Raw genomic sequence first — 14,563 nt, 5'->3', positions numbered from 1 at the left:
CAAATATAAGAGAAGATCATAAATAACACCGTAGAATGTGTGGGATAATAACCAATTTTAGTAATTTTAGAAATTATTAATTTTAGGAAAACCATTACTCGAAAAGATATGTGTTTATTCAATTTCAGTTTCAGCAAAGCTAACTACTTGTTTGCTTTCGCTTTACTCTTCAGTTATTTTAGTTTTTCCCAGAACTTCATTCCCGTTGATGAGAAGAATATCCAGACAAATGCCACAAGGCATATCGTCCCTGATGTTTTTACAACTTATCAAATAAATCTTTTATCGATAAAGAATAGCTTAAATCAAGCTCCTCATGAAAATACGGTTTCTGTTGAAAACAGTAATCATTTCATCAGCCTTCCAGATGATCAAGGAAACTTACTTTCTTATCGTGTTGTGGAATCTCCTATTATGGAGTCTGGTCTTCAGGCAAAATATCCAAACATCAGAACCTATAAAATTGCCCAAGTTGAAAACAGTGCAATTAGCGGACGACTGGATATTTCACCTTATGGTCTTCACTTTATGATTGCAGGAGCAGATGGAGACATGTATTTAGATCCGTATTCGCAACATAATACCGATTTTGTAATGGTTTATTTAAAACAACACCTTCAAAATCCACACAATTTCCATTGTCATCAAGAAGGAGATCAAGCCAACGGAAATTCAAACCAGAATACGCCAAGTGTTCCTCAAGTACCGAATAATATTAACAATCCATTGCCTGGAATTTCTCCGAATGGATTAGTAGCTGCACAACCAGCACCTTCTATGATTCCTCATACGGTACTCACAAATGGTAGTTTTTTACGTTCTTACCGTTTAGCTCTTGCAACCACAGGAGAATATACTGCTTTTCATGGAGGAACCGTTGCTCAAGCACTAGCCGCAATGACTACAACAATGAATAGAGTAAATGAAATCTATGAACGAGATGTAGCTGTAAGATTGGTAATGATTAATAATACCGATACTTTGATTGAGGTTAATGGTGCTTCTGATCCTTATACCAATGGAAATACAGGGGTCATGATTAATGAGTCTCAAACACAAATTAATGCGATTATTGGCGCTGCAAATTATGATATCGGACACCTTTTTGGGACAAACTCTGGAGGTCTTGCAGGTCTTGGTGTTGTGTGTTTAAATAGCCAAAAAGCTAGAGGGGTTACAGGAAGTGGTGCACCCACAGGTGATCCTTTTGATATTGATTATGTAGCTCATGAAATGGGTCACCAATTTGGAGCCTCGCATACCTACAATAACAGTTGTAACGGAAACAGAACTGCCAGTTCTGCTTATGAACCAGGATCTGGATCTACCATTATGGCTTATGCGGGAATTTGTCCGCCAAACCTTCAATCTAATTCAGATTCACATTTTCATTTAAAGAGTTTAGATCAAATCAATAATTTGATTGTAAATTCTGCTGGATGTTTTACGCAAGCAATACCCAATTCTAATACTGCTCCAACGATTTCTGTTCCACAAGGTGGATTTAGAATTCCGATTTCAACACCCTTTGAACTCACAGCAACTTCTACAGATGTAGATGGAGATAGTTTAACCTACTGTTGGGAAGAATATGATCTTGGTCCAGTAACTACGACATTAAATACCCCCTCTGGAACTGAACCAATTTTTAGATCTTGGCCAGTGACAAATAATCCTACCCGAGTTTTCCCTAGAATAACAGACTTAATAAATAATACCACTGCAATTGGAGAATTGTTGCCTACTTATGACAGACAATTGAAATTCCGAGTGACTGTTCGAGATAACAATCAATCTGGTGGATCCTCTTTCCATGAAGTCGTATTTTTAGCTCATGCAGCAGCAGGACCTTTTGTAGTAAATGTTCCTAATGGTGGAGAATCTATTGCCGAGAATTCAACAAGTACTGTTACATGGAATGTGGCAAATACTGATATGGCACCAGTAAGTGCGAGTCATGTAGATATTTTCTTATCTACTGATGGAGGATTAACATACCCTATTACTCTTGCAACAAACGAAGTAAATGACGGTACAGCTGATGTATATTTCCCAACAAATATTATCCCTACTGGTTTTACACAAATCACTTCTTGTAGAATTAAAGTAAAAGCTTCTCAAAATATCTTTTTCGATATTTCAAATGCTAATTTTACCATTACACCACCTACCGCAGATGATTTCTTACTAAATGAAATTGCCAATGGTATTGATATTTGTGGAACAGATACTGGGAAATTTGAATTAGGAGTAACTAAAGTTCTTAACTTTGAAGATACAGTAACCCTAAGTACAACTGGAGTTCCTACCGGAGTAATCATCAATTTTGATACAAACTTAGTAGTACCTGATGATACAATTTCTGTAGATATTATCCCTAATGGAATCACGCCAGGACAATATAACTTTATGGTTCATGGAGTTTCTAATGGGCTCAATGATTCAGCTCAAATAAATTTCAATATTTCAGACACTTTACCAAATGCTTTGGATTCACTTATGTTCCCTGCTCACCAAGCAACGAACGTAACTCTTGGAGTGAACCACACTTGGTCTGCTGGAACCAATAATTGGGGATACCATATCCAGGTTGCTACAGACAGTCTTTTTACTAATATTGTTAGAGAAGACAGCACCAATACCAACTCTTGGGCTGTAAATCCACCTTATGATCAATCTACAATTTACTTCTGGAGAGTCGCTTCATACAATTCTTGTGGTCATACAGAATGGGTAGATACTTTTAAATTTGAAACCGATGTACTCAACGTAATACCAGGTTGTACAGATACTGCTGCCCTCAACTATAACCCTAGTGCCAATACAGATGATGGGTCTTGTATTCCTAAAGTTTTTGGATGTACAAATCCCAATGCAACAAACTACAATGCCAGTGCAAATATCGATGATGGATCTTGTGTGATAGAAGGATGTACAAATCCTGCAGCAACAAATTACAATCCTGATGCTACAGTTGACAATGGAAGTTGTATTATTTTGGGTTGTACAGATTCTACCGCTCTAAATTACAATCCTGATGCGACCTTAGACAATGGATCTTGTATTCCAAAAGTATTCGGATGCATGGACACCACGGCATTTAACTATAATCCAACGGCAAATGTAGATAACGGAACTTGTATCATTCCTACATTTGGGTGTAAAGATCCACAAGCTACAAATTACGATTCCACAGTACTTGTGCACCAAGCATCATTCTGTTATTATTCTAGTGGATGTACAGATTCTAGTTATACAAATTACGACCCATTTGCTACCGTTGACAACGGAACTTGTGCGATGGATAGTGTGTACTTTAATATGAGTATGGTTCAAGATTCTGTATTTAATTTCTATATCACAACTGCCCCAGGCTTAGAAGTAGATTATGTGATCTGGAACTTAGGAGATGGTAGTCCAATAGATACAGCAGATAATGCGATACAACACTACTATACTTCTGATGGAAGTTATGTAATCAATGCGCAAATTTATACCACCAGTAATAATTCTTGGCTATACCATATAGACACGGTTATTCAGGTAGATATTAGAGGATGTACAAATCCACAATCTCTCAATTTTTCTGTAACAGCAGTGATTGATGACAATTCTTGTACGCCTCACATTTTTGGATGTAATAACCCCGATGCAACAAACTATAATCCTAATGTAACAGTAAACAACGGAAGCTGTATTATCCCAGGATGTACAGATTCTACAGCAATCAACTATAATGCTGATGCAACTACAGACAACGGTTCTTGTATCGCTTCTGTTCCTGGATGTATTGATTCTACAGCGTTTAATTATAATGCAAACGCAAATACAGATGACGGATCGTGTATTCCATTCATTTATGGATGTCTTGATTCTAATGCCTTTAATTATAACCCAAGTGCGAATTCAGATACGGCTAATTCTTGTATTCCTAAAGTCTTTGGATGTACAGATACAAATGCACTAAATTATGATGCAAACGCAAATACAGACAATGGAACTTGTAGTTATGATCCTTCTACTAGCACGCTTTGGGACGTAATTATTACCTCAGAAAATCATACTATTTTAGTTCCTGACACCGCAGATATAAACCTTGCAGGGCAAGCATTGTCTGCTGGTGATGTTATTGGCGTGTTTTATATGAATGGAAATGCGTTAAAATGTGGAGGAAAAATTACTTGGAATAATAGCTCAGCTACTATTGCAGCTTATGGAAATGATGCACCAACAGATAATGGTTTCCAAAACAATGAAACGTTTATTTGGAAAATTTATAAAGCGTCTAATCAAACTACTTATGACGTAACCGTAAATTACAATACCAATATGCCGAATTCTGATCAATATATTGATAATGGAATTTCTGCGGTAGCTAAAATAAGTTCAGATGGTTTACAACAAATTTCTCTAAACAACGGGTGGAATCTTGTTTCTACCAATATCGATCCTGAAAACGATAGCTTAAACAATACTCTACAAAGTATTCTTTCTAATATTGAATTAGTGAAAGACGAAAACGGACAGGTGTTCTGGCCAGTGTATAATATTGATAATATTGATACGCTAACGATAGGTAAAGCTTACAAAATTAGAGCAAATCAGAATATTATTTGGTCACTTTCTGGAGCACAAATAGATCCTACCGAACATATTTTAGAGCTTCCACAAGGATGGTCTTATCTAGGATATTTGCGAAAAAATGGAGCTAATATTAGCAATGCATTATCAAGTATTAATAACAATATCTTTATTGTCAAGAATTCTCAAGGTGATGTTTATTGGCCTCAGTTCTCTATTAACAATATTGGAAATATGAATCCTGGAGAAGGTTACCAGATCAATATGTCTTCTATAGATACGTTGATATATGCAGCAAACAATGTTACGCTTCCGATGCTAAAAATGGCACAACCACTTCAACCGAAAAAGTATCTCATTAAGAAAAAATCTTCGGAGAATATGCATTTAGGAATTCTTCTTGATCATTTCAAATTTGATATTTCTACGGGTGATGAAATAGCTGTTTTCAACCAAAATGACGAATTGGTTGGTGCTGCCGTTTATGAAAATAAAAATATGGCGATTTCTGTTTTCCAATATGAAGATCAACCAAATGTGAGTCTTTACTTAAAGCACTTTAGCCTTAAAAAGAATCTTTCTGAAACGCTACTTATTAATGGTGCGAACCAAAAAGCCTTTAATATTGACGATGTAGAAAGTGTGGTATTGAGTAAAAAGAAAGTGGTAACTGAAACAGATCATTTTGAAGAAGTACTTCTGGATCAAACCAATAATACAATTATTTTTAAACCAATTGATGAAAATCAATCGAAAACTGTTGAAATAGAGATTTTCAATAGCCTTGGGCAACAACTGGCTTACAAACAGCTTATCCTAAAAGCTCAATCTGAAATTGATTTAAGTGACGAACTCTTATCGGAAGGTGTGTTCTTTATTCACATCAAAATGGATCAAAAAACAATCGTTAAAAAGATTAGAAATTAAACCTAATTAAATTCTAAACATCAACAAAGCCTTACCAATTACTTGGTAAGGCTTTGTTTTTTTTCTAATCTATCTTTTCCTAAAGTTCATCACTTTTTGACATAGTAGAAATAAATCGAAATACTTAGTAGAATGAAAATAGAGATTTCTCCATACAGAAAAAGAAAAATGCACAAGCCACAAAAAAGACCATATATAAAAATCATTAATACCCCAAGTTGACTCATTCATACCCTATTTTGCCTCGTTCACGAAATTTTAGTCAATTTCTATTTATTTCTTAGTTTTTTTGTTGTGAAATATAAAAACTTCGCATGAAACGCTTAACTCTCCAACTCATTCCCTTATTGCTAGCCTATATTCTACAAGCTCAGGTCGGAATAGGGACCACAACGCCCCATAGCTCGGCAATTTTAGAAATATCGAGTACATCTAAAGGATTTTTGCTACCGAGACTTACTCAAGCACAAAGAGATGCTCTAGTAGATCCTGCACAAGGATTACTTATTTATAATACAGACAGTAAGTCTATAGAAATTTACACAGGTATAACAGGCAATATAGGATCTCATTGGAAACTTACTATCTCTGCTGATACAAGCACAAACGGTACTGCTATGATCTCTAATATTACAGATTGTAACACTGCAAGCACAGGGATTTTAGGGTCTGGTGCTTCTATTACCGCAAATAGCGTCACACAGACAATAACAGTAGAGGTAACAAAAGAAGGAACTTATTCTATAGAGGCAGAAGCCAATGGTGTTACTTTTGCAAAATCGGGTGTCTTTTCTGCCCTAGGTAGCCAAACCATAGAACTGATAGCAAGCGGTACTCCTACAGCTCTAGGGACGCACAGTTTCACCATAAACACCTCTCCTTCTTGTAGTTTTAACAGAACCACTGTATCACCTCCACCAACTTTACCTGCCAATATTGAGCTAAGCGATGGAGTAAATTTGGCAATCCTTTCGATATATGATGATGATTATTTTCCTTATAACACTCCTACCTCAGCTTCAGCTACAGGGAGTGAGGCAGCAGGAGGAAGTACCGAGACATTGATAGATATTGGTGGAGAGTTAACCACTACGGGTAAAACCCTAAAAATACCCTATACCGTAACCAATAGCCCTGTAAATCTCCTTGCGTTTAGCCAAACCGTAACAGTAGCCTCCGCTCATATTAGACCTTCTCAAACAGAAGCATCTACTGACGGTGGAGGAATAGCACATCAGGTTACACTAAGTTGGGAAGCACGAAATAATATCCCTGTTGGAAAAGGTTTTATTGAGGCTACCATAAAAGCTGAAACCAGCAATATGTATCCTATAAAGCTTGATCTTAATAAAGGATTAGGTACGGATAATAATGGTTTAACGATTGCTACATTTAATATACCCTTAGATAGTACTCTAGGTAATACAGGAAATGTTACCTTACGAATTACCCCAGGGATTCCAGACCGTAAATTTGGAGAAACAACTACTCTTACTGGTGGTTCAACAGGCCGATATCATGATTTTATCTACTTACCTGTTACAGCAGCCGATGGTAACATTTGGTTAAATAACAATTTAGGAGCCAACTATGCCAATATGAATATACCAGGGATCTTTGCTCCAGCTCAACAAGCAAGCACCTATTCTGATTATCATGCTTATGGTAGTATGTTTCAATGGGGACGTTATTCCGATGGGCATGAATTGATCAACTGGACAAACTCAACAACAGGTACTCCTGTTACAACCACAATTTCTAATGACCATTCTCAAACAACAACTCCTAACAATTCAACATTTTATAGAAGCGATATCATGCCAAGCTCCCAAAATGGTAATTGGCTAGACTTTGGTTCTTCCCCTAACCCAACAGAAGATGGCTTATGGCAGGATGAATCGGGTGATAACAATCCTTGCCCTCCAGGCTTCCGAGTGCCTACAAGGACTGAATATCTAGACTTGTTTAATCTTGAAGGTATTAGTTCATCAGCGTATCCACTTACCCATAGCGATGGAAGAGAAAGAGGTGTTGAGAGCACACTTGCGTTCTCTTGTTCGGGGTTGCGGTTAGCCCTCGGTAATGTAAGTTACTCTGGAAATAGTTTAAATAGTTGGAACAGTACCATTATGTCGGGATGGGGAGCTTCAGTGGCTTATATCAGTAATAATAGTGGAATTGTCCTAAATAGCGGTATAGCAAGGGGGCTAGGCTGTGCAGTACGTTGCATAAAAGATTAGTCTAAAGTTATAAATAACACTATAGTTATTTGAAAACCAATGTAAGGCTAAAGCCAAGACCTGTCTATACTTTATAGGATACCAGAACTGACAAAATAGCCACAAACTGCAAAAAGACAGCTATAATAAACTGATAAGCATAATAAAACAAAAACGACCCTTTAAAAAACAGCACCAATTTCTCATAATTATATATTTTAGTTTACCATTATTTTAAAAAATAAAATATCATGAGCAAGCTCAAAACAACAACGTTTTGAGCTTGCTATTTTTTTATCATTTATAAGCATTGATGATTCACAGAAATCAAAAAAGTAAAGCTTATTGCACTATCAAAAATGAAAAAATACAATTCATAAGTAACAATTGATAATTCATAATCACAATACGTAACTATAAAAAAGACTATATATGAAAATCATAAACAGTTATTTGCAAATAAAAACACTCAATAAAATTTATTGAGTGTTTTATGGGTTTATCAGCTTCATAAAACTTTTGAGATAGAGAAACGATGAACACAAAATCAACAATCACACATCAATAACCGCAATACCAAGACTATCATATAATAGATGAATAAACAACCCAACACCTTAAAAATACCCAAAAATCAAACAAAATTGAACAATTTATAAATCTCATTCCTTCTTTGAGCACTTATAGGAATTTCTGTTTTGTTGACAATAAGAATATTTGAACCAATATGATCCACCATTGTGATATTCACCAAATAAGATCGGTGGGTTTGAAAGAAACTTTGATTAGGCAATATTTGTGCAAATTCTTTTAGGGAATATCTTAGGTTATAGGACTTTTTTGCTGTAGTCAAGGAAATATGCTTCAACTCCGATTTTATATACAGAATATCACTGACATTTATTTTTGAGTATAGATGTTGTTCTTTTATAAATAGATGGTCATTAATCAGAAAAGGTTTGTTGGTACTTTCGTTTATTTTTTCTGTAGGATTAATGTCTTCTTTCTGCTGTATCTTATGAAATTTTCTTAAAGCCACTTCTATAGAGGTGTAAATATCTATCGTGTTAAATGGTTTAAGCAAATACCCATAAGGTTCTGTTTTTAAGGCAGAGTTCACCGTTTTGCTATCTCCAAAAGCTGTGAGAAAAGCAAAAGGAATTTTATATCTTTCATTGATTAAAGTTCCTAACCAAATCCCATCATGCTCACCTTGGATATGGATATCTAGAAAAGCAAAATCCACTTCTTCTGTATCTAATATTGTTATTGCTTCTTCAGCATTTTTTGCCACTCCTGCTATCTGATAATTCATCTCCAGAAGAGATTCTTGTATACTGTGAAGTGTAATAAACTCATCTTCCACAATCAGAACACTAATTCCTTTTTTCATACTGCCTTTTTTGAATACTTATTTTTAAAATAGATTTTTACAGAAGTTCCGTTTTCATTGGATGAAATATCGACTTTCCCATTTAATTGCCATACTAAACCTTCCACCATCTTTAGACCAAATGAGGTGTTTTTTTCTTTTTCAGATGGTTTTTTTGAAAATCCTACGCCATTGTCTTTTACCACTATTTCATTAAAACCATCTAAAGAATTATTAATCCCAATATAAATACTTCCTTTTCTGTTATTAGGAAAAGCATACTTATAGCAATTACTAATCAGTTCATTCAAGATTAAACCGATTGGAATAGCTGTATCTATATGGAATTGGATGGCTGGTATCTCCATAATTATTTCTACTTTCTCTACGCCAAAATGCCCATTGGATACTTTGATGCTTTTAATGAGTTCTTGAGTATATTTTCTAAAATCAATATTTTTAAAATCGTCGGTTTGATACAGTTTTTCGTGAATCAATGCCATTGCTTTGATCCTATCTTGACCATCTTGCATCATCTGTTTAAAATTTGGCTCATTGGATTTTACGCCTTGTACTTTTAGAATACTAGAGATAATTTGAAGATTATTTTTTACCCGATGATGGATTTCTTTTAACATTAGATTCTTTTCATCTAAAGTTTTTTCTACTATCTCTTTTTGTAATTTTTCTTTTCGCAAAAACAAATAAGCGGAAAGTAACAACAGGAACAATATTATTGAGGATGCAACAAGGATATATTGGTATTGATTTTTCTTAGCAATTTGAATTTCTTTCTCTACCAAAGCGAGTTTATGCTGCTCTAGGGCTCTTTCTTTCTTGTGGGTTTCAAAACGGACTGTTGCTATTTCTGTACGGCGTATGGATCCTGCAATTTCTAAAGAATCTTCAATCTTCGCAATTTGCTGATAAAGTAAATTTGCTTGGTCTATTTTATCTAGTTTTAATAAAACCCTCGATCGCCACTTCAAGTTCGTAATATGCGCTCTAGCAGACCGCTTTTCTTTTATTTTTTGCAAAGCTTTATCTAGGTATTCTAAACTTTTTTTGTAATCTCCTTGTAAAAAACTTATTCTCCCCAGCTGGTTATAAGCACTTATATAAATATGATACTCCCTGACTCTTTGAGAAGATGCGATTTCTTTTTTTAATGCTTTTATAATTTCTTGCATTTCTCCATTCCCGATATCCAGTACAGCACGATTGGATTCTACCACATTTAGAAAATGCTCCCGATATCCCCGAGGACCTTCGTAGAGTGGAACATTCTTTATCGTTTCTTTTATTTGTTCTATGGCTAAATCATAGTATAGAATAGCACTGTCTTTTTTATGCTCTCTCTCATAAGTTAAACCAATATTGTTATATAGAGATGCTACGGAAAAAAAATCAGATACACCTTTAAGCTCCTGTATTCCTTTAAGATATAACGACCTTGCCATTGGATAATTTTTCATTTTATGATACATGAGGGCTGAAGCCTGATTGACCATATTTCTTCGATTCCATTCTTCCGAGTTTAATTTTTCAAAAGTGGCTTTTCGCTCCCAAAGCAACCGAAGCGCTTCATCATAACGCTCTAATCTATATAGCGCATCACTAAGCATAAGATATAGTTTAGCACGCAGAAGAGTTCCCGTAAAATGAGGTTCTTTTAATAAAAATCGACTATACTCTATAGTTTTGTGATAATCTTCTTGTAGATAAATATAGTGAGCCTTGGCAAATTGTACACTATCTAAAATACCTTTTTCACTCAGTACTGTAGGTTCTTTCAATAAGCTTTCTAAAGCAGAAAAATACGACTCTTTAAAAGGAGTTATGGGTATATTCCGAAAATTATCAAACGCCTCCTCATTTTTATGATGGATACGGAGAATAAGATTGCAGGTTTTATCAAAATCCTTCTTTTCTTTCTGATAAACTTGCCACAAAGAATCCACCTCCGAATATACCGTATCAGCGGGCTCTGCACTAAGTTTGAATAAACCACAGAAAAAAAATGCGATAAATATATGATATGCGATAGTTAATTGTTTTTTAAAACGAGTTTTTTACTCTTGTTTATAGTCTAGCTAATGAATCCTTTCTTATGCCTCCATATATTTATAACACTATAAATGGAATAAAAAGAGCCATAGTTGTTCCTAAATAAATTCTCTCACCTATTAATTATTCTCTCATGATACATATTCATGAAAAACAAATATATATATATTATAATCACATAGTGCACTTTTGTATATTAACATATAGTTATATTCATAATTGAGTTTACTCTTGAACACATTCTAACCTATAGCTCTATTTTACTACAATATCTACGATCTATTTGATACAGCATAGAGACAAACTGTCAATCAGAAGACAGGTAATAGGGTACTAATAGTCATCCTTTCGGCAATGGTAAGTCTGGGTTGTAAAAAACCTCTATTTGTTGAACTTACCTCTACCATTGAGGATGGATGCGGTCTAGTAGTCCCTATTCCAATTTGTCTTAAAAGCGTAAAAGGGATGAGAAAAGATAATAAGTGGGATAGCGCTTGTTTCATAAGATTCATCATTCTTCTTTTTACAATATTCGAATAAAAATCTATTGTAAAAAAAAAAATATCCTGAACAAAGCAAAAAAGGGTATTAACGGGCAAACTTATGGTATTAACTATTTTTTATATTTATCTTTTTATATCATATCTTGCAAAATTCTTGTATCTACAAATTCTAAAAATGTGTTTTAAACCGTTTATGGCGTTAATTTACCCATAGGTTGTAGTTTCTTTTTTGGAGTATTTCTTTTAGGACATCGTCTTCCCTTCCCGAAAAATCGGGACAAGCTATTCAAAGGGGCATTATTCCAGTGAGTATATCAACAACATAAATAGTATAACAGATATGGCGGATCGTTATTTTCAAAACACACAAAGCCTTACCAAGTACTTGGTAAGGCTTTGTGTGTTTTAAGGTATTCTAATAGAAAAAAACTAAGACTTTAGGCTTCGCTTGGCTTGATCCCAATAAATATCCATTTCTTCAAGATTCATTTGAGTGATGTCTTGTTTATCTTCTTTAATTGTTTGTTCCATGAATCTAAAACGTTTGATAAACTTCTCATTGGTCTTTGCTAAAGCATTTTCTGGGTTTATCCCTAAATGTCGTGCATAGTTAATCACTGCAAAGAGGACATCTCCCATTTCTGACTCCATATTTTTTTGATGCTCAACACTCACCTCAACTTCAAGCTCATTTAGTTCTTCTGTTATTTTAGCTTTTACATCGTCTATCTCAGACCAATCAAAACCCACTCCCCTAACTTTTTCTTGAATTCTAAGGGCTTTCACCATACTTGGAAGCGATTTTGGAACTCCTGCTAATACCGATTGATCTTTTTTCTGAGATTTTTCGGCAAGTTTAATTTTCTCCCAATTTTCAAGTACTTCTTTTGCATCTTTCACCTGAGTATCTCCATAAATATGAGGATGTCTAAAGATTAGTTTATCAGATATTGCATTCAGCACTTCTGTTATCGTGAACTGTTCGTTTTCTTCTCCTATTTTAGAATAGAAAACTAAGTGTAGAAATATATCTCCGAGTTCTTTTTTTATTTCCTCTGCATCATTCTCCCGAATGGCATCTACTAATTCATAAGTTTCCTCTATGGTGAGATAACTCAGTGTTTCATTTGTTTGTTTGATATCCCATGGACATTGAGTCCTTAAATCGTCCATGATATCAAGAAGTCTAACAAAAGCTTTTTGGGCTTGTTTTCTATCTGTTTTCATTGTATACTTTTCTTAACAAAATTCCTATTAGACCCGTTAATATCCCCATAGGTTTTAGTCTCTTTTTTGGGGTGTTTGTGTTGCTTAACATCTCTCTTTCCTCTTCGAATAGCTTGTCCCGATTTTTCGGAAGAGCTTAAACAGTGAGTAAATTAACGCCGCAAACGGTATAATACCATAAATGGTCCTATTTTCAAAATTATCGAAAAGAATTCCATAAAAAAAAAGCTACTCGTGATGAGTAGCTTTTTTTATAAAATTAAAGTTTACTAAAGATCATTCTACAATTACTGTTTAATGATTTTCTTTTGAATTTTATTCCCATACACTGATGAGAATTCTACAAAGTAAATCCCGTTTTGGAAATCTGAGAGATTAATTTCTTTATTTGAAGTAATTTCTGAGCTCTCAAAAATTGCCTGACCCAAAGAATTCATTACTCTTACCTTGTTCAAAATTTGATAATCAAACTCTTGTGAGAATGTCATATAAATTTTTCCTGTTGTTGGATTTGGATACATTGTGATATTTGCAAACAAATACTCTTCAACAGAGATTCCTCTGAATTCCACACATTCTGATTGATGCGTACAACCATAAGCACTTTCTACTATTAGATAGTAATCACCATCTACAGTTGGGGCAAAACTATTCCCAACAGCACCTGAAATAGGCTGATTCGTTGTACACGAATACCATTGATAAGAATTATAGGTATTTGGTACACTTAGTACGAACTGGTTTACCAATATCTGCGGTGTTAAGTCTGGTGCAAATGATAAATGAAGATTTACAACAGAATCACATCCAGCAACAGATGCAAAGTTGAAAACATGTACTCCCGAAGCCGTTAAAGTGTCTTGGTTAAATACATAATAAGACTCACAAATATCACTTACAGTAACCACTGTATCATGTGTTTCATTGAATACGATATCCAAATAGTAAATTGAATCACAACCCGTGACAGTTGAAGTGGTCGTAATTTGATTTAATCCTGCAGTAGAATATTGAAGTCCATTATGAGTATAAGGGAAATCACAAGTTGCAATATCTAAAGTATCACCATATACTTTTGGATGAAGAACAATATTATAAGTATGAACAGAATCACAACCATTGGAAGCGTTTAGCGTATCTACAAATATTGTAGAACTTGTAAAGACTTGTCCTGCAAAATTAAATACTGGATCACATGTTTCAACGGTAGAACTTGCAGATGTTGGAGTGTTAAATACAATATTCAATACTTCTATTGAATCACATCCGTTTACATTTGAGTTTGTATCAGCATACATTCCAGAAGTAGTTAAAGTCATTCCTCCAAATGCATAAGAAGCATCACAAGTTGTAATATTGGTAGTGTTAGTTGATCCTGTGTTAAACACAATGTTCAATACTTCAATAGAATCACATCCGTTTACATTTGAATTTGTATCAGCATACATTCCAGAAGTAGTTAAAGTCATTCCTCCAAATGCATAAGAAGCATCACAAGTTGTAATATTTGTAGTGTTGGTTGATCCTGTGTTAAACACGATGTTCAATACTTCGATTGAATCACATCCGTTTACATTTGAATTTGTATCAGCATACATTCCAGAAGTTGTTAAAGTCATTCCTCCAAATGCATAAGAAGCATCACAAGTTGTAATATTGGTAGTGTT

6 protein-coding genes are annotated in these 14,563 nt (G+C 34.6%); 2 read left to right on the top strand and 4 right to left on the bottom strand.

Features of this window, described 5'->3' with window-relative positions:
- The first annotated feature begins 108 nt into the window (after positions 1-108).
- On the top strand, positions 109-5,508 hold the full coding sequence (locus N4A45_00030) for a M12 family metallo-peptidase (GenBank protein MCT4663601.1): 5,400 nt from the start codon (positions 109-111) through the stop codon (positions 5,506-5,508).
- A 314-nt stretch (positions 5,509-5,822) separates the two neighbouring features.
- Entirely contained in the window at positions 5,823-7,748 is a 1,926-nt protein-coding gene (locus N4A45_00025) for a hypothetical protein (GenBank protein ID MCT4663600.1), read from the top strand.
- Positions 7,749-8,361: 613 nt separating this feature from the next.
- Here the strand turns inward: N4A45_00025 and N4A45_00020 are convergent.
- The 4 genes from N4A45_00020 to N4A45_00005 form a co-directional block, all read right to left on the bottom strand.
- Positions 8,362-9,120, bottom strand: a complete 759-nt coding sequence (locus N4A45_00020) for a LytTR family transcriptional regulator DNA-binding domain-containing protein (protein MCT4663599.1) — start codon at positions 9,118-9,120, stop codon at positions 8,362-8,364.
- A complete protein-coding gene (locus N4A45_00015) occupies positions 9,117-11,051 on the bottom strand; it encodes a tetratricopeptide repeat protein (GenBank protein ID MCT4663598.1) in 1,935 nt (644 codons plus the stop codon). Before N4A45_00015 ends, N4A45_00020 begins: the two co-directional genes overlap by 4 nt.
- A gap of 1,047 nt (positions 11,052-12,098) precedes the next feature.
- Positions 12,099-12,896 carry a nucleoside triphosphate pyrophosphohydrolase gene (mazG, locus tag N4A45_00010; protein MCT4663597.1) on the bottom strand — a complete coding sequence of 266 codons (798 nt, stop codon included), beginning with the start codon at positions 12,894-12,896 and terminating at the stop codon, positions 12,099-12,101.
- Positions 12,897-13,183: 287 nt separating this feature from the next.
- Positions 13,184-14,563, bottom strand: a 1,380-nt coding sequence (locus tag N4A45_00005) for a T9SS type A sorting domain-containing protein (protein MCT4663596.1), incomplete at its 5' end; no start/stop codon positions are given.

It is taken from the genome of Flavobacteriales bacterium (genome assembly GCA_025210805.1).
Classification (GTDB): domain Bacteria; phylum Bacteroidota; class Bacteroidia; order Flavobacteriales; family CAJXXR01; genus JAOAQX01.
This window is presented reverse-complemented; position numbering and strand designations above follow the sequence as displayed.